Genomic DNA, 15,104 nt, shown 5'->3' with positions numbered 1-15,104 from the left:
CGATCACTCCGGTTATCCCAAGCAAACGCAATCGGCGGGTAAAGCGCCCGTTAGATTCTGAAACGTATAAAGAGCGACACTTAATTGAATGCTTTTTCAACAAAGTAAAAAACTATCGACGCTTGGCCACTCGCTATGAAAAAACAGCGAACATGTTCATGGCTTTTTTGACGCTGCTTTCAATTCGTTTATGGCTCAAATAGGTTTGCGTACAGGCCCTAAAAAGAAAGCACCAAAGAGAATAGATGCAGAGCCCTAAAATTTCAGGTCATTAATGTAAGCGTCGCTTGGTTCTGAGTCCCCTTTGATCTTCCAGGCTTCGTTGGCACGCCATCCCCAAGTGGGGTTTCGTTTACTTAAAATACCAAACGTGAAAAAAGCAATAGCAATAAGAATAAGCATGAATCCCATTTAATCAGCCCCTTTAAGTAAATCATACCAATAATCAACAACGGTTTAAAAGCATACTTAAGTGCTTCAAGGGAATTGTACAAGCCGTGGAGAGTATGAAACGACTTTGAAGAAACTGGGCGATATGATCCAAGAATTATCATGTTCTCTTTCATCTTGTAGGAGACACCTCATAATAAGAGCCTAAACACTATGCGCTGTACTGTATATATGGGTGTGGTAGTATAGACCGATGCATGCTTATAGAAAGGGTAAATGCAAGAGAGATCAGTATAAAATACGGCAGATAAAAACAACTCTAAAGTAAGCACCTTTGAAAAAAAGTGCTTACTTTAGAGTTGTTTTTATTATTAAGGGAATATTTTGTAAATGAAGCCTTGATAAAATGGGCACACTCTATGGTTACCTTTTTGTTGCCATTTATATAAATAAATATTTCCAGCAAAGCCTCCTTCTATGTAAAATTTTGAAGTTGGAACTATCGATTTCATATCATCTTTAACCGTTGCACCTCTGATACCAGTGACCCATTTGGATTCCGCATCAAAGTAGAAGTGCGCTTTGTAATCCAGCTTATGGAGAAGCGCACAAGCACGAAACATATAATTACTGAAATTAAATTTTTGGGACTAAAGTAGAATTAAACATTAAACTAACAGGATACTAATGCCTATATTTGTAGGATGTCATCTTAGAAAGCGGCAGAGGAACGAAAAGGGACAGCATCATGTATTATTCATCTTGGTTCTAAGAGGCCGAAAGAATGCACGAATATCCTCGGCAAAAAACTCTGGTTCCTCCAGAGCGGTAAAATGCCCGCCGCGGAGCATTGGAGACCAGCGGATGATATTGAGGCTGCGCGAAGCCCACTCTTGGGGAGGCTGCAGGATATCGGCCGGAAATAAGGCCAAGCCCGCTGGAACTTGTATGGAGCCGAGCGGCGGCAAAGAGTTTGCATTTTCATAATACATACGTGTTGATGAAGCTATAGTGTTGTTAACCCAATAAATCATGATATGCGTGATTAATTCATCAAGATTGAAGGTTCTCAAAAGGTCGTCCCCACAGTCGCTCCAGGCACGGAATTTTTCGATAAGCCAGGCAGCCAGACCTGCCGGCGAGTCGGAGAGTCCATAAGCAAGAGTTTGTGGACGCGTTGATTGCATGGACATATAACCTCCTTCCTTGGAGATCCATTCGGCAGCGTTTTCTCTATATTGGCGTTCTGCTTCCGAAAGTTTGTCTGGATCCTGTGCAGCCATAAGCTCTCGAATAATGCCGATATCAGTCAGGTGAATGCCTACTAAAAGCTCAGGATGGTTTGAAGCTAGATATCTTGTAACGCCAGAGCCTATATCGCCACCTGCGGCAGCAAATTTTTGATATCCCAATATCTCCGTCATAAGTTTAGCCCACATTTCAGAGACATAAAAATTGTTCACGCCCTCATGGATTGGACGACCAGAGAACCCAAACCCGGGTAAGGAAGGGATGATGACGTCAAAAGCATCTTCAGGATCACCGCCGTGATTGGCCGGATCGGTAAGCAGAGGAATGACTTTCTGATAACGGAGGTAGCTGTCCGGCCAGCCATGTGTAAGAATAAGGGGCAAGGGAGCTGGACCTTTCCCATGCTCATGGACAAAGTGTACATCTATTCCATCGATCTGGCAGCGATATTGGGATAACCGGTTAAGCAAAGATTCTTGTGCGCGCCAATCATATTGATCTCGCCAATAGGAAACGAGTGTTTTTAAAAAATTCAAATCCGTTCCCTGCTTCCAATTCGATTCTACCAACTGGTCCGGCCAACGGATATTCTGCAGCCTGGAATGTAGATCATCAAGAACTTCATGGGATATATGAATGTTAAAACGTCTAATAGCCATAGCGTTGCTTCTCCTTTTCGTCTGGATGTTGACGACGTCATTATATCATTTGGATTGGCGTGCTACACTGTTATAAGTGAAGCATTTAACTATACGATTTGATAGGTGATGACTATGCCACAAATAGACCGCTACAAACAAAGAACCGTAAATATTGAATTCAACGCCATCGAGGATTTTACGGTTTTTCCCCATCCCGAACGGCTTACGCTAATTTTTATTACGTCTGGAAGCATCAAATGGAATTTGAACGAAAGGCCCATATTCGTTAGCGCACCCAGCGTACTATGTTTGACAGAAGACGATAAAGTGCAAGTGATGGAAAAAAACGATGTGGCTGCGCAATCCTTTAGCTTTCACCTTGAATTTCTGAACTCGACCGTTCTGTCCGAAACCAAGGAATATTTTCCGGAAATTCCCAGGATACATACAGGCCTTTCTCTTTTTCAAAGAAATCAGGGTTATTACGGCGTACCTCGTATAACCGAGACGGCTTATCCACTTTTATTGGAATGGTTTTTTGTGCTGGGCACGGAGGTTCAAGCGCAAAGCGACGCGCTTTGGGTGTGCAGAATCAAAAGGTATCTGATTCAAATTTTGGGGTTGTTAGAAGAATTGAATCAACAAAGGGAACACTCACCTGTTGATGCAGTATTGGATTATATCCACACCCATTATTCAAAGAAGATTTCCTTGGAGGATTTAACGAATTGCGCTCATTTGAACCGTGTAACGTTGAATAAGAGGTTTCAGGAGAGATGCGGAAATACAGCAATGGGTTATTTGCTTTCTTATCGGTTGAAGGTTACGCGTGATCTTTTGACTCACACAGATATGAGCCTAAATGAAATTGCCCGTGCTGCGGGTTTCGAGTATGATACTTATTACATTAAACAGTTTACGGCGAAACTAGGTATGTCTCCTACTACTTATCGAAAAACCTCACGTGAGTTGGCTGGTGCTCTATAACCAGCCCTTAAGGTTTTAAATGGTTTTAAGGCTATAACCAGAATGCATCGTTTGATCATCTGTGAGTGCCATTTTCACCTTGTTTTTCCTCCAGACTTTCAGTGTTTCTCTTTCCAAGCGGCCTTAGGGTAACTAGAGCTTCGAAGAGCATAGCGACGACTTTACAAAATGACGAGCATTCTGTATTAGGGAAAAGCCATCAATAAAATAGCTCCGCCTCTCTTGTTAGAACCTATCTTTATATGATCGTTTTAATTCATCTCTATATTGAGTTGGTGAGGCCCCTGTCCACTTTTTGAATTGTTTTGAAAAATACAAGGGATCAGAAAAGCCGCAAGAATTTCCGACCTGTTCAATGCTTATATTTGTGTTCAATAACTTCTTGGCTCTTTCCATGCGAACCTGATTAATGTACTGCTTGGGGGATAAACTGGTAAGTTGTTTGAACACCTTAGTAAAGTGTGTGCGGTGATAGCCAAGAGAAGCTGCTAATTTCTCAATGGAGATTGGCAGCATATACTGCGTTTGGAACCATCTAATCGCTTGTTCTACTAAACGTTCGGAGTCGGTAAGAACTTCAGCTGAAGAATAATGTAATTTATTTGCATTCAAGCGAGCAAATTCTGCTAAGAGTAAGCGAAACCAACCATCAGTAGCTAAGGTAGTGATCGTCTTGCCCGATTTATGTTCTAATTGATGTTCTATTGTTTCAAATATGCTTGCCAGATTTGCAGAATTTGCATCCCTTAAGATGGGATCAGTAATTGTAACCAGAGTGATCTGATATGGGCTTCATCAAAACACAAGCACAAATGGAGATCCAAACCTTATTGCTAAGGCTTGGTACAACTTATATGATAAAAAGGATTGCTTTGAAGATACTTTTCAATAAAAACATCGGCAGACAAGGACAAAAAATAAAATCCTAGTCTGCCGATGTTCGCTTGAACTATCGTGTGCTTTTAGTTCAATCTTTTCTCTTTTCATAAAAGCTGTTGTGCCAAGCTTTCTGCTGTTGAAAACACGTCTTACTCTAAGTCACTTTATAAAATTCTAATTCCCACCGAGTTCAATCGTTTTTGTGGCGACACGGTCATGAAATTCCCGATCATGTTCCACAAATACAATGGTCGGCGTGTACTCAAGCAGCAGTTCCTCAATTTGCATCCGGGAAATCACATCGACAAAGTTGAGTGGTTCGTCCCAAATATGCAGATGAGCCTCCTCACATAGGCTTCTCGCGATCAGGACTTTCTTTTTCTGCCCGCCGCTAAACGCAGATATATCCTTTTCAAACTGGATGCGGGCGAAATCTAGTTTACGCAACACGGCCTTAAATAAGCTTTCGTCAATTCTGTGCTCTGCTGCATAATCGGAGAGTGTTCCTCGCAGATGAGAAGTATTTTGGGATACATAGGAAACGCGAAGCTGCGGGTCCCGCTGAAACGTACCTGTATAATGTAGCGCCTCAGCGTTGAGCAGGTGAAGCAAGCTAGACTTACCTGAACCATTTGGACCTGAAATTGCAATCCGATCTCCGGGTTCAATCGTCAGACTCACGTTCTTGCAAACCGCTCTTTCCCCGTAGTAAATCGTGACATGATCCAGTATCGCCAGTTCGGATTTGGAATACTCAAGCTGAGAAATCGCAAGGCTTTCCGACTGTTCGATATTTCGGAGCAGTTTCGATTTTTCCTCTAAAGCAGCGTGTTGCCGCTGTTCGATGGATTTTGAGCGTTTCATCATTTTGGCTGCCTTATGTCCGACGTACCCCTTGTCAAGCTTGGAACCGGAATTTCGTGTGCCATTTTTCGATTTTTCGGTCTCGAAAGACCAGCTACTAGTACGTTTAGCAGAAGCAGATAAACGCTGTATGTCTTTGTACAGCTTTTCGTTTTGTGCCATTTCGAATGTATCCTGACGAGTTTTGTTCGTCCACCAGCTGGAAAAGTTGCCTTTTTGGATTTCGATATTCGTTTTATTGATCGAAAGAATATGATCCACGCAGCGGTCGAGAAAAGCCCGATCATGTGAAACAAGGATAAAACCGCGCTTTGTATTTAGATAATCGGCAACAAGCTTGCGTGCATGCACGTCGAGATGATTGGTCGGCTCGTCGATGAGCAGAAATCGATTGTCTTGGATGAAGAGCACGGCTAGCAATACCTTCGTCTGTTCTCCTTGGGACAGCGATTCAAATGGCCGGTACAGCACGTCTTCTGACACCTTCAGCAGGTTCAGTTCGCGCATCAGCTTCCAGCTTTCATAGTTTGGCACGATCTCTTCGACGACATCTAAGGTCAAATATTCTGGATGTTCGACGGGGAACGGGAAATAATCAAAGGCCACTGGTGTGGAGATCGTACCGCTGTATTCGTACTTCCCCTGCAGCAGGTTTAAGAACGTCGTTTTACCCCGACCGTTTCGTCCTGTAAAGCCTAACTTCCAGTCTGTATCAATTTGAAAATGGACATGTTCGAATATGGGGTCATAGCTGCCTGGATAGGCAAAAGTAAGATTGGTTACCTGAATGGCGGGCATGGCAATCATCCTTTCGTGTAGAAATAAAAAAAGAGCCGCAAGAAAGGTGCTTTCTTGCGGCTCTAATCCATACGAGGAAATAAGACCCCATTCCAAGGGGCCGTATGACTGTCCGGATAGGGAGCGCAAACGAAATGCAGACCTTTCTTGCAGAGATGAAATAAAACGACCCTAGCCAAATCGCTGAGTCCGTTCTTTTCGAGATCTCAAAACAAGAAAGTCCTACATGTATCCGTTCAACTCCCGTCATCAAATTACATCCAGTTTATCACAATAGCAAATTAACTACAACCTGCGTTGTCTCTTAGGCTAAAAATCCTCGCATAATTCAACTAAACTCATTGCTAAAAAACTAGGAACAACATACAGCAAAAATATAATGAAAAGAATCATACTCTCTGTCGGCAGAAAAGATTAGTGGTAAGTTTTTTTGTGGTCAACTAATGAGAAAAATTAATTAATTATATTAATTGCATAATATATTGACATATGGGTCAATTATGGTGAAAAATGAAGTGTGTTTTTAAAAATTATGGAATTTTTATTCGAAGGGTGGCTATGGAATGAAGCATACACCTACGATTCGAGCTGAATTAGACAGATACCTACAACAAAAGGGTTTGAGTTTAACACAATTTGGTCATATTGCGGATATGAATAGGGGAGCAGTAAGTGCTATCGTGACAGGAAACAAGCCTTTGTCTGTTAACCAACTGGATCGAATTACTGAGGCCATGGGTTTACCAGAAGGCTACTTTTACGACTTGTTCGTAGAAAACTACATCATCGACCATCCTCCGAATATGAGGCGAATTGAGCCATTTTTATATCGCTGTGCGGAGTTGGACAAGTTTGGTGTGATCCGTCGAGTGGTGGGAGTCATCATGGATAATTTACTGTATTCGCCCAAGCTATTTGACATTGCAGAGGAATTATTGGCACAGGGACGGCATGATGCCGCGCTGATACTCTATGAAAACGTGGCAGAAGTGGAGAAATATCAGCACTCTGAACGTTTGGCGATTTGTCAGTATCGCATGTTCACGATCCAGATTGGTGACGATCAAAGTCGTAACCTAAGGGTAGCAACACTGTTTGAGCCTTATGTTGAGCGTTTGAATGAAATAGACCAGCTTGACGCATTGAAGGATTTGGCAAACGTGTACAGGTCTTTACGAAAATGGGACAAGGTTGATGAAGTTGCTCGCAAAATGAGAGCTAAAGCGGAAATCCAATATTCAATGAAACACCAATACAAGAGTCGAGAATACGATGAGGCTACCAGAAAGTTGAGTCGCCCTATGTTTGTATATATTGCCTATGCTGACCTGTTATGTGCAAGTGTCTGTGATGCCCAAGGCGATTATCAGCAAGCTCTACAATATACATACGCCTACGCAGACTTGGATTGGGTCAAAGAAACTGATGACAATACCCTTTATTGGGTTAAATTGTATCAGGATTGGGCGAGATGCAATATTTATGTTAATAAGCTCCTGTCAGGAGATATAAGTGTGCTTCCAGATTATGTTGAATACATAGCTGGAACAGCACATACTATGGAAAGTGAGAAACTTTCGAAGCTATTGAACGTTATGATAGCTGCTAACCGATTTCAGTTAGACGTCAATGATATACTTAAACGGTTTGAAATGATTATTGATTCTTTTGTACAACAGCCATCATCGGATATGTATACTCATCAGGTAGTACCAGAGCAAACAACATGTTTTAAATATGAACTTGCTAAATACTACTTGAACAGAGGCAATTACTCTTATGGCTTCAAATACCTGCTAGATGTGTTATCTAAATCATTAGCCAATAACAAAGAATCCTTTTTCATTAGATGCATAAAATTATTTGAGCAGTTTAAACAATTTGCTGACGTTAGAACTTTTATAAAGTATGAAAGTTTAGTTAGTGTAGGGCAAAGAGAAAGATTATTTTACTATTAATATCCATGTCCTCTTTTTAGAATAAATGTTTAAAATACTAAAAAATGGTACTTTGATCATTGCAGCTAGTTTTTGTTTATTGTTACTGTGACTGTTCAGTCACATAGTCAGGTTATTCAACTAAAGGATGTGAGTTGGAAGGCTTAAACGTAAGCAAGGCCAATCCCTGCAACCTTAACTGAACCGCACCCCAAATCTTAAACACTTGGTATAATCCGCTAAGAAGAAAGGGGGCGGATTTTACTTTATGGTTAAATACAGTGAAGAAATATGAATTAAAGTTGCTATAGATGTACTTGAGGGGCGCTGTCTGAGAACGAAGTAGCACGTAAGTATGGAATGAACCATGTAACGGTTAATGAATGTGTAGCCGCATACTCCAAGCGTGGAGCTGCGGGATTGATCAGGGAACTCACAGGACTTTTACTGGATAACAGAAGCAGTACATATTAGAAGATATGCATGAGAACCATTTGAGTTATAAAGCTTCTGTGAAAAAGTAGACGTACAGGATATATCCATTCGGAATCGGAGCGTATTTATCGAAATGAAGGACCTGAAGGACTCTATATTGAGCGTCGAGGACGTACAGCTAATAAAGAGCCACAGAAAGAATTGGAGGTAAATGAAAGTGTTATAGACGAGCTGAATAAGGAAAACCGACGCCTTCGTATGGAGGTTACGTACCTAAAAAAATTGAATGCCTTAGTACAGAAAAAAATTCATTACAAACGACGACAAAGCTCATGTGATTTACGAGCTAAGGCATGAATTTAACGTCAAAGAGCTTGTCAACATTGCAGGCATTCCTCGAAGAACTTACTATTATCACGTGAAAAAGTGGAACAAGCCTGAAGTACGCCGATGTGAAAACAGGAATGCGGCGTATATTTAATGATGAATTAAAGTGTCGAGCAGGATACCGAACCATGACCAGAGAGATTCGCAAAATGACTTCCTATCAATCATAAGACAGAAGCTACCAGAGCACACAATCTCATTCTGTATTCTGATCAATGAATGGTGGCAATATCAACAAAAGCACTACCGGTATATGCTCTCTGAGAGAGGAGTCACACAAAGTATGTCACGCCGAGGGAACTACCTGGATAACTCCGTGATAGAGAATTTCTTTGGGATTGTAAAGAAGGAACTTCTTTACATACAAGAATTTGAATCCATTGAACATTTCATTCAAGAACTACATCAACATCAATATATACACTATTACAACTATCGAAGAACCAAACAAAAGCTCAGAGGACTGTCGCCGGTAGAATAACGCATTTAGTCCTCTGTAGCAGCCTAAGTCTGTCTGTGTCTAACGTTTTGGGGTCAGTTCATAACGGTGGGCGGGGATTTTTCTATTTACCTAAATGCCCGGTCACAGAGTGTATTTTCACATATATTAAGGTGACGACAAATAAAGGAGGGCTAAAGCTATGAGTGGATGCGCAGGTCCAGCTATTTGCGGTGCGTGGACTTCTACAACGGCAATCTTGGTGCTCTATATCCTCTTGGTTATTATCCTTAAATCGTGTTGGATTTAACTTTCTTAAGATAGCGGTTGGATGCTCTCTCTTCATTTAACTAACACCTTATTGGCTTCGGCTGGTAAGGTGTTTTTAATTCACTTTGTTTCAAAATTTGAAATCTAAGGGTTTATTGGTTATCGTCAAACCAAATGTTTTCAGTTCCGGTTCGGGTGTCTGTCCAAACCGTTACAAGACGGTCTGTCTGCGGGACAACTGCATTGCCGATGTAGTCTCCGATCAAAGTTAACCCTGCCACACTGAATGAAGTGGTCGTTATGCGAGTGTTGGTAAATGTATTTCCGCCATCTCTAGATGTAGCCAGAAAAACGTCAAGATTAGGCGGATTGACTCGATTGGTGTAATAGGAAACGAAAACTGCCCCATCCGATGGAGAAACTGTAATGGCCGGAAAAAAGTTCTGCGATCCCGCCGGACTGTTTGTAATGGGTTGAGGCGGACCCCAATCGACGCCAAAGTTTGTCGAGACAGAGAGGAAGATATCCGAATAGCCTTGCCGAAAGTCTTGCCATACAGCGTAGACATTTCCTCGCGTCGTTGGTGCATTCGAGATATCGCCCCCCATGACAGGGTATGTCAGGCACCTGAACTGGTATCCTGGCAGCGGGGAAGGTGGGACAACGACGGGCGTAACTCGAGTTTCAATTCCAAAGGATGTTCCACCATCTTGTGATGTACGAGTGTTAAATTCACTTATATCGGGGGGCTGGGTAATCCATCCTACGATAAGAATTCCATTTAATGTGATGGCCATCCCGGGGAATTCTTCAAATTCGTTAACTGAAGAGAGAAGGGATGGAGCCGAGTACGTATTTCCTCCATCGATGGAACGATTGAAGAATATCGTATTTCCGGGTATAAATTGCGTGTTGTAGTCGTGTGTATAGCCAGTATAAATGTTTCCAAAAAACGGGCTGGAGCCCGCTTTATCAGTGGTAACAATTACTTGATCGTCATTGACGAATTGTCCAAATCCCTGGTTAACAATAACAGGCGATCCGAACGAAGATGCGTTATCTATGGACGTATAAGTGACGACTGTACCGCTGAGGCCGTCTGAATCAAAGGCATGGGCCGCCACGACAAAGGAATTGGGGAAAATATAATCAACATGTGGAGACTCGATGCTAGCGAACCCGGCTGGTGTTGGAAGTATCGTTGTGCTCCATGTCGCACCAGCATCGATTGACCTGTACAAGCCAATAGCCGCTGGTCCTGTTCTTAAATCTACAGCAACCACCACCATAACAGAGGGATTTAGCCAGTTTACGGCGATGGAGGGCTCAAATTGGCTACTAGTACTTGGTGAGATTTGTACATTTACCATGATGACTTCTCCTTTTGTTAAAGGATAATGGAAGTTTTTTTATGGGTTGAGTTGTGCGATTTGGGTGAGGTCTTGTTGTAATACTTTTTGGTAAGGAATTACGTTTCCAGATGAGTCCGTCCCAAATACAGTAATGACTGTATCCGTCGGAACCGTTCCTGTTACGAGAAACTGAACCTCGTAAGCAAAATTACCTGCAATGTTGAAATTAAGAAGTTGACTCGTGTTGGCATTGATGTTCAGTGAACCTGCATAAACCAGTGCCTTACTCACCGTACTGTTCCATACGTAGATATGATACACAACGTTGGATGAAAAGCTAAGATTATCATTGCCGATGTTAATTGCAAGATTTGTGGCAGAGGAGACAGTTCCTGTATTTGTAATAATGCCCGTTGTAAAAGCCATGAAAACAACACCTCTCTATTCATTTTTTTATAGTATATGAAGTACGTGCTAGTATGGTTTGGACAAAATCACCTCTATGAAAAAGTAAGAGTGAAGTGAAAGTCTAAACTTAGGAACTACAGTCTTGAGGGCCCATCAAATATAAAAATCATAGACAACTTGTCTTGAACTCTTAGGAGTAGTCTTTTTGTTTTGTATGCATGAACCATACACAGAACGTAAATCCGGTGGTGAACCAATCGAGTTTGTAAAAGGTGAGGTCATTGGCTTTACTTATAAGAATAATAGTTCCATAAACCTTTCAGCTAAGTCTCCAAACTTGACTCATTCGCTACATATTCGAAGCAAAATTCCGCTTCATTCGCTTCCTTCAGTTGTAGACAATGCGGATAATTCCAACATGCTGTATACATGGGCAAACACAGAGTATAAACCTGATAGTGAGGATTACTATCGCAAATGTAATATCCAAATCGTTAGAAATGAAAACACAATCCGAGATATTACGTTTACACACGCTTATGTAGATGAGTATCAAGAACAGATTGATACCAGCAAGAGATCCTTGAATTTGAACTTGTTTTGAAACAAAAAGAAGATCAATTGGGAAAAATTCAGTACACTCCTCAGTTAGAACCCAAGGAAATAAGTGAACAGGATCAGTCTGATGTCTCGCAAAAAATACTCGAAGGCGCATATAGTAAGAATATGCTAATGTATGCAGGAAATAATACTTATCCGTTTGAAAATCCGATGGTAGAACTAGAAAAAACTTGGGTGCGAGGCGTAGAGAAGGTAAAGAATTCAACAGATACTGTAATACATTATCCTGATCGTAAAGCATTTGCATTAGTAGCTGTTCCTATAGCTCGAAAGAAGTACGGGGACATTACAGCCAATTTACTTCAACATTCACTTGATTACAACCCAGGAAATTTATACTTTAACGAATGGTCATACGAGGCGCAGCAAATTAAAAAATCTAAAGAACACATCGCAATAGTTAATGACGAAGTCAAAAAAGCTAATGCTAATAAAGCTAAAAGTTTTTCAAATAATGAATCTAAGGGATTAGAAAGCGATAAAGATTTATATAATGCTTTTCACAAGATGTATTATAAAATAAATGGAAACTACGTTGATGGGCAATGGAAAATTACTACAATATATTATGCTATAATAATTCCCTCGTAGAATTTCATTTCAACGGCAGCCGTGGAGAAAATAAAGTCCTAGACTGCCGTAGCTTTTTTTGAATTAACGTTTATCGTTGGCTTATTCAGGAAATGAACTTTAGGGCAGCGCTAATATATTCTTAACTGGCTAGTTTCAGCCCCACAGCAGAGCTTAGGACCAGCCCTATACATAAAATCCGCATTAAACTGCGTGGCTCATTATAAAACATCATTCCAAGGATAGCACCTCCAGAAGCGCCAACTCCAGTCCATACAGCGTAAGCTGTGCCCATCGGGAGTGTTTTCATTGCCAACGATAAAAAAATAAAACTTAGACCAAAACCTGTAATCAAAAGAGTCAGCGATTTCCAACTACGAGTTTGATTGAATTTGTTTATAAGTAATACTCCGATCATTTCAAAAATGCCCGCCAAAATCAAATACACCCAATTCATACTTCGCTTACCTCCTCTTTCTTCTTACTAAGCATTTTCAGTCCAATCACTCCAATAAGCAGCAACGTGATCCAAGCAACTTTTGAAACACTTATGTCTGCGCCAAACCAAAGGATTTCAGTTACCACAGTTCCTGCCGTCCCTAGACCGACAAATACAGCGTATACAGTTCCGACAGCTAATGAACGCGCCGCCCTTATCATCAAATAAAAGCTGATGTAAATTGCGATTACTGTACCAGCCCATCCCCAAAAGCTATCCGCATGCTTTAACCCACTAACCCAAGCAACTTCGAATATAGCCGCCACAATGACTGAAATCCACGTTTTGTTCATAACACGTTCCTCCTTAAACTTCGTAATAAAAAATTAGCCAAAAAAAAGAATAAAAGAGCCTGGGAAATAAAACGCAGATGCGTTTATCTCCCAGGCTTTTATCCCTCCGTGTCACAGCCACTTGGCTGTGCGTTCTCTCTCGGACCAGACCAATCTTGCAATTGCGGAACCCTAGAAAACGTTTTTATTCAGTTATTGGATAAAGTCATACTAACACGCGATATAATGTGAGTCAATTTATAATTCTATCACTAGAATCTTCATACAAGTAGTAAACACCTATTGGATTTGGCTGATCGAGTATTTTTTTGGTTAACTGAATGCCCGGCCACAGGGTCGTAGCCATACATATATTAAGGTGAAAACAAATAAAGGAGGGCTAACGCTATGAGTGGATGTGCAGGTGTGTGGACTTCTACAGCGGCAATTTTGGTGCTTTATATCCTCTTGGTTATCATTCTTAAATCGTGTTGGGTTTAATGTTGTGAAGAAGATTGTATAGTGGCCAACGGAGAAATGGTTTCTTTCATTAGATTCTAGCTGATCCTGCTGGTGTGGTACTTTTTTTACCTGCATGCCCTATCACTAAATATATTCTTACCATATATTAAAGTGATGAAAGATAAAGGAGGTTTAAAGGCATGGGTGCATATGAAGGTAATAATGGCGGCGGTGCATGGACTTCTACAGCAGCAATTTTAGTGCTCTTTATTCTCTTAGTTATCATCACTAAATCACTTTGGGTTTAACTTGTGAAAAGCACTACTGGATAATATCACTTTACTCATGGGCTGTAAAAGGTTGATCCTAATAAGCGCATAAGCTATTTGGCAATAGTCACAGCATTCGCTTTTCTTTTGAGGGGTGCTTGCTGGATGTTTGCCAAAATAGTTTTGCGCTTATTGGCTTATTAGAAGGGCGAATGCCTCATATATGTTTGATACCTATGAAGATCGGAATTCACTTCGACACATCTTATCATATAGAAGATTAAGAAAATAAATTCTCGTTACATACTTAAAAGGGCATAGTATATTACCGGGAAGCCGCTTCGAAATGTATTTCCGAACATACCTTAGAACATGAGAACATAGAAGGAACAGATATTCCAAAAATAGGGAGGTTGTTTTGTCTTTGTATTACTGATTCCATTTTTAAAATATGAAATGGAGGGAATATTGTGCCACGTGCTTCAGTCATACTGCCTGTTTATAATAATGTGGATTTTGTCTTGGAAGCAATACACAGTATTTTGGTTCAAACCTATTCGGATTTTGAATTAATTGTTATTGATGATGGTTCGACAGATGGAACTACCTTTCTTATCTCCCAAATAACAGATCCTAGGGTGATAAAAATCTTTCATAAAACCAATCGGGGATTGATCGCTTCTCTAAATGAAGGATTAAAGAAGGCTAATGGTGAATATATCGTTCGTATGGATAGCGATGATATTTCTACGCCAGATCGACTAGCTATACAAATAGCATTTATGGACCAAAATCCATTGGTTGATGTATGTGGAGCTGCTTTTACTACGTCTAGTGGGGGAACAATGAAAGTAAATCCGGCCAGTCACGAAGAAATTAAAACATGGTTGCTATTTCATTGTTGTATCTGCCATCCTGCAATAATAATGCGTACTAGCATGATCCATCGGCTTGGTGTTCAATATGATAGCAATTATCCCCATGCCGAAGACTACGAGCTGTGGAACCGATTAGCTTTCCAGGTACAAATGGCGAACCTGCCCATAAACGTTTTGTATTATCGTCAACATAATGGACAAGTATCCAATCAGCATAGAGCTATACAGGATGCTACCGCGCGGAGAATTCGTCAAAGACAGTTTAGCAAGTTAGGCTTGGAATTATCAGATGAAGAGAATCAGATTATGCTGGACATTCTAGGGTTCAAGATTAATCCCTATGATTATAATAGTTACACCAGAGCTTTAGGTTTTGCCAACTGGGTACTAGATCAAAACAGTAAGTATTTGCTTTATAACCAGGAACTATTAAACATGGCGTTTTCACGATGCATATCCCATATTCCGTATTAAGCAAGTGATCCGGTTGGATCG

At 40.8% G+C, this 15,104-nt stretch carries 17 protein-coding genes, 2 pseudogenes and 1 riboswitch; of the genes and pseudogenes, 11 read left to right on the top strand and 8 right to left on the bottom strand.

Annotated elements, in window-relative coordinates; genetic code table 11:
• The coding region (locus ACQQ6X_RS24735) for a transposase (protein ID WP_305167999.1) at positions 1-203 on the top strand (203 nt) is incomplete at its 5' end.
• Between the two features lie 52 nt (positions 204-255).
• Here ACQQ6X_RS24735 and ACQQ6X_RS24730 read toward each other — a convergent pair.
• Together ACQQ6X_RS24730 and ACQQ6X_RS24725 are read right to left on the bottom strand one after the other, a co-directional pair.
• The gene (locus ACQQ6X_RS24730) at positions 256-402 is read right to left on the bottom strand and encodes a DUF6199 family natural product biosynthesis protein (RefSeq protein ID WP_369425881.1); all 147 of its coding nucleotides are present in this window, start codon (positions 400-402) and stop codon (positions 256-258) included.
• 734 nt (positions 403-1,136) lie between these two features.
• Positions 1,137-2,300: an epoxide hydrolase family protein gene (locus ACQQ6X_RS24725; RefSeq protein WP_305167998.1), complete on the bottom strand. Its 1,164-nt coding sequence runs from the start codon at positions 2,298-2,300 to the stop codon at positions 1,137-1,139.
• 114 nt (positions 2,301-2,414) lie between these two features.
• Between ACQQ6X_RS24725 and ACQQ6X_RS24720 the strand changes: the two genes are divergently transcribed.
• Positions 2,415-3,269 (top strand): helix-turn-helix domain-containing protein, encoded by an 855-nt coding sequence (locus ACQQ6X_RS24720; RefSeq protein ID WP_305167997.1) that lies wholly within the window; start codon positions 2,415-2,417, stop codon positions 3,267-3,269.
• 225 nt (positions 3,270-3,494) lie between these two features.
• On the opposite strand, the gene ACQQ6X_RS24715 is transcribed toward ACQQ6X_RS24720, so the two are convergent.
• Positions 3,495-3,881, bottom strand: a complete 387-nt coding sequence (locus ACQQ6X_RS24715) for a helix-turn-helix domain-containing protein (protein WP_305167996.1) — start codon at positions 3,879-3,881, stop codon at positions 3,495-3,497.
• 441 nt (positions 3,882-4,322) lie between these two features.
• On the bottom strand, positions 4,323-5,810 hold the full coding sequence (gene abc-f / locus ACQQ6X_RS24710) for a ribosomal protection-like ABC-F family protein (protein WP_305167995.1): 1,488 nt from the start codon (positions 5,808-5,810) through the stop codon (positions 4,323-4,325).
• A 563-nt stretch (positions 5,811-6,373) separates the two neighbouring features.
• On the opposite strand from abc-f, the gene ACQQ6X_RS24705 reads away from it, so the two are divergent.
• The 4 genes and pseudogenes from ACQQ6X_RS24705 to ACQQ6X_RS24690 all read left to right on the top strand — a co-directional run bounded on the left by ACQQ6X_RS24705 (position 6,374) and on the right by ACQQ6X_RS24690 (position 9,318).
• A complete protein-coding gene (locus tag ACQQ6X_RS24705) occupies positions 6,374-7,768 on the top strand; it encodes a helix-turn-helix domain-containing protein (protein ID WP_305167994.1) in 1,395 nt (464 codons plus the stop codon).
• Between the two features lie 654 nt (positions 7,769-8,422).
• A pseudogene (locus tag ACQQ6X_RS24700) lies at positions 8,423-8,607 on the top strand (IS3 family transposase); the annotation flags it as partial.
• 176 nt (positions 8,608-8,783) lie between these two features.
• A pseudogene (locus ACQQ6X_RS24695) lies at positions 8,784-9,050 on the top strand (IS3 family transposase); the annotation flags it as partial.
• Positions 9,051-9,210: 160 nt separating this feature from the next.
• On the top strand, positions 9,211-9,318 hold the full coding sequence (locus ACQQ6X_RS24690; RefSeq protein WP_231116802.1) for a YjcZ family sporulation protein: 108 nt from the start codon (positions 9,211-9,213) through the stop codon (positions 9,316-9,318).
• 112 nt (positions 9,319-9,430) lie between these two features.
• On the opposite strand, the gene ACQQ6X_RS24685 is transcribed toward ACQQ6X_RS24690, so the two are convergent.
• Both ACQQ6X_RS24685 and ACQQ6X_RS24680 read right to left on the bottom strand, forming a co-directional pair.
• Positions 9,431-10,648 carry a sialidase family protein gene (locus ACQQ6X_RS24685; protein WP_305167993.1) on the bottom strand — a complete coding sequence of 406 codons (1,218 nt, stop codon included), beginning with the start codon at positions 10,646-10,648 and terminating at the stop codon, positions 9,431-9,433.
• 39 nt (positions 10,649-10,687) lie between these two features.
• Entirely contained in the window at positions 10,688-11,056 is a 369-nt protein-coding gene (locus ACQQ6X_RS24680) for a hypothetical protein (RefSeq protein WP_305167992.1), read from the bottom strand.
• Positions 11,057-11,252: 196 nt separating this feature from the next.
• Here ACQQ6X_RS24680 and ACQQ6X_RS24675 point away from each other — a divergent pair, with 196 nt between their 5' ends.
• Both ACQQ6X_RS24675 and ACQQ6X_RS24670 read left to right on the top strand, forming a co-directional pair.
• Positions 11,253-11,642, top strand: a complete 390-nt coding sequence (locus ACQQ6X_RS24675; RefSeq protein ID WP_430493510.1) for a hypothetical protein — start codon at positions 11,253-11,255, stop codon at positions 11,640-11,642.
• Positions 11,639-12,250 (top strand): hypothetical protein, encoded by a 612-nt coding sequence (locus ACQQ6X_RS24670; RefSeq protein WP_430493509.1) that lies wholly within the window; start codon positions 11,639-11,641, stop codon positions 12,248-12,250. The genes ACQQ6X_RS24675 and ACQQ6X_RS24670 overlap by 4 nt, the downstream gene beginning before the upstream one ends.
• A 121-nt stretch (positions 12,251-12,371) precedes the next feature.
• Here ACQQ6X_RS24670 and ACQQ6X_RS24665 read toward each other — a convergent pair whose 3' ends face one another.
• Both ACQQ6X_RS24665 and ACQQ6X_RS24660 read right to left on the bottom strand, forming a co-directional pair.
• Entirely contained in the window at positions 12,372-12,686 is a 315-nt protein-coding gene (locus ACQQ6X_RS24665; protein ID WP_305167991.1) for a DMT family transporter, read from the bottom strand.
• Positions 12,683-13,021, bottom strand: coding sequence for a DMT family transporter (locus tag ACQQ6X_RS24660; RefSeq protein WP_305167990.1), 339 nt, complete (start codon positions 13,019-13,021; stop codon positions 12,683-12,685). The genes ACQQ6X_RS24665 and ACQQ6X_RS24660 overlap by 4 nt, the downstream gene beginning before the upstream one ends.
• A gap of 85 nt (positions 13,022-13,106) precedes the next feature.
• Positions 13,107-13,207: riboswitch (guanidine-I (ykkC/yxkD leader) on the bottom strand.
• 201 nt (positions 13,208-13,408) lie between these two features.
• On the opposite strand from ACQQ6X_RS24660, the gene ACQQ6X_RS24655 reads away from it, so the two are divergent.
• From ACQQ6X_RS24655 to ACQQ6X_RS24645, 3 genes are all read left to right on the top strand, one after another.
• A complete protein-coding gene (locus ACQQ6X_RS24655) occupies positions 13,409-13,501 on the top strand; it encodes a YjcZ family sporulation protein (RefSeq protein ID WP_225683653.1) in 93 nt (30 codons plus the stop codon).
• Positions 13,502-13,662: 161 nt separating this feature from the next.
• Positions 13,663-13,770: a sporulation protein YjcZ gene (locus tag ACQQ6X_RS24650; RefSeq protein ID WP_149033336.1), complete on the top strand. Its 108-nt coding sequence runs from the start codon at positions 13,663-13,665 to the stop codon at positions 13,768-13,770.
• 431 nt (positions 13,771-14,201) lie between these two features.
• Positions 14,202-15,083, top strand: a complete 882-nt coding sequence (locus ACQQ6X_RS24645) for a glycosyltransferase family 2 protein (RefSeq protein WP_305167989.1) — start codon at positions 14,202-14,204, stop codon at positions 15,081-15,083.
• Positions 15,084-15,104: the final 21 nt, after the last annotated feature.

This window comes from Paenibacillus ottowii, from assembly GCF_050516475.1.
In the GTDB taxonomy this organism is placed as follows: domain Bacteria; phylum Bacillota; class Bacilli; order Paenibacillales; family Paenibacillaceae; genus Paenibacillus; species Paenibacillus ottowii.
The sequence above is the reverse complement of the archived record's forward strand: the minus strand, read 5'-3'. Positions and strand labels throughout refer to the sequence as shown.

Excerpts from the sequence above, each read along its gene's own strand:
- ACQQ6X_RS24730 (WP_369425881.1), bottom strand. The coding sequence starts at position 402 with ATGCTTATTCTTATTGCTATTGCTTTTTTCACGTTTGGTATTTTAAGT.
- ACQQ6X_RS24725 (WP_305167998.1), bottom strand. The coding sequence starts at position 2,300 with ATGGCTATTAGACGTTTTAACATTCATATATCCCATGAAGTTCTTGAT.
- ACQQ6X_RS24720 (WP_305167997.1), top strand. The coding sequence starts at position 2,415 with ATGCCACAAATAGACCGCTACAAACAAAGAACCGTAAATATTGAATTC.
- abc-f (WP_305167995.1), bottom strand. The coding sequence starts at position 5,810 with ATGCCCGCCATTCAGGTAACCAATCTTACTTTTGCCTATCCAGGCAGC.
- ACQQ6X_RS24705 (WP_305167994.1), top strand. The coding sequence starts at position 6,374 with ATGAAGCATACACCTACGATTCGAGCTGAATTAGACAGATACCTACAA.
- ACQQ6X_RS24690 (WP_231116802.1), top strand. The coding sequence starts at position 9,211 with ATGAGTGGATGCGCAGGTCCAGCTATTTGCGGTGCGTGGACTTCTACA.
- ACQQ6X_RS24685 (WP_305167993.1), bottom strand. The coding sequence starts at position 10,648 with ATGGTAAATGTACAAATCTCACCAAGTACTAGTAGCCAATTTGAGCCC.
- ACQQ6X_RS24680 (WP_305167992.1), bottom strand. The coding sequence starts at position 11,056 with ATGGCTTTTACAACGGGCATTATTACAAATACAGGAACTGTCTCCTCT.
- ACQQ6X_RS24675 (WP_430493510.1), top strand. The coding sequence starts at position 11,253 with ATGCATGAACCATACACAGAACGTAAATCCGGTGGTGAACCAATCGAG.
- ACQQ6X_RS24665 (WP_305167991.1), bottom strand. The coding sequence starts at position 12,686 with ATGAATTGGGTGTATTTGATTTTGGCGGGCATTTTTGAAATGATCGGA.
- ACQQ6X_RS24660 (WP_305167990.1), bottom strand. The coding sequence starts at position 13,021 with ATGAACAAAACGTGGATTTCAGTCATTGTGGCGGCTATATTCGAAGTT.
- ACQQ6X_RS24655 (WP_225683653.1), top strand. The coding sequence starts at position 13,409 with ATGAGTGGATGTGCAGGTGTGTGGACTTCTACAGCGGCAATTTTGGTG.
- ACQQ6X_RS24650 (WP_149033336.1), top strand. The coding sequence starts at position 13,663 with ATGGGTGCATATGAAGGTAATAATGGCGGCGGTGCATGGACTTCTACA.